The sequence below is a fragment of the Ilumatobacter nonamiensis YM16-303 genome, from assembly GCF_000350145.1.
Classification (GTDB): Bacteria; Actinomycetota; Acidimicrobiia; order Acidimicrobiales; family Ilumatobacteraceae; genus Ilumatobacter_A; species Ilumatobacter_A nonamiensis.
Map to the genome: position 1 here is coordinate 1 of NZ_BAOL01000359.1, position 726 is coordinate 726.

Annotated in this window: 1 protein-coding gene; it reads left to right on the top strand. The window is 67.4% G+C overall.

The annotated features are described in order from the left end of the window. A partial coding sequence (locus ON45_RS20650; RefSeq protein ID WP_040496715.1) for an alpha/beta fold hydrolase occupies window positions 1–685 on the top strand: 685 nt, incomplete at its 5' end. Between the last annotated feature and the right edge of the window lie 41 nt (window positions 686–726).

The following is a 726-nucleotide window of genomic DNA, read 5'->3' on the forward strand; positions in this document are numbered from 1 at the left end:
TGCGTTCGCCAGCGGAATGCGCGACTTCCTGGCGGTTCTCGACGTGCGCAGCGCAACCGTCGTCGGCCACTCCTTCGGCGGGGGAGTGGCGATGCAGATCGCCTACCAGTACCCGCATCTGATCGACCGTCTGGTGCTCGTCGGATCCGGTGGACTCGGGCGTCAAGTCTCCGCGCTCCTCCGCCTGCTCGCACTGCCGGGAGCCGAATACCTGATGCCGATCGGGATTCCCGGGCCGATCGTCGAGCGGGCGAACGAGGTCGGTCGGTTCCTCGGACGCCGCAACATCCGCTCGGCACGCCTCGCCGAGATGTGGCGTGCCTACGCATCGCTCGCCGGCGCGGAGAACAGGCAGGCATTCGTGAAGACGATGCGCAGCGTGATCGAACCGGGCGGGCAGACGTTCGACGCGAGCGACCGGCTGTACCTCGCTGCCCGGGTCCCGACCCTGATCGTGTGGGGCGATCGTGACGGTGTCATTCCCGTCGAGCACGCGTACGCAGCGCACGAGATGATCGAGAACAGCCGCCTCGAGATCCTGCCCGACGTGGGGCACTTCCCCCACGTCGAGTCACCCGAAGCGTTCGTGGCGACGTTGATCGACTTCATGGCGACCACTGCTCCCGGCCCCGACGACCAGACCCTGCGCCAGATCCTTCTCGCCCACACCGACGGCTCCGACTGACCGTCGAACCCGGCAACTCGTGAACAGTTCGCGCACGGAGC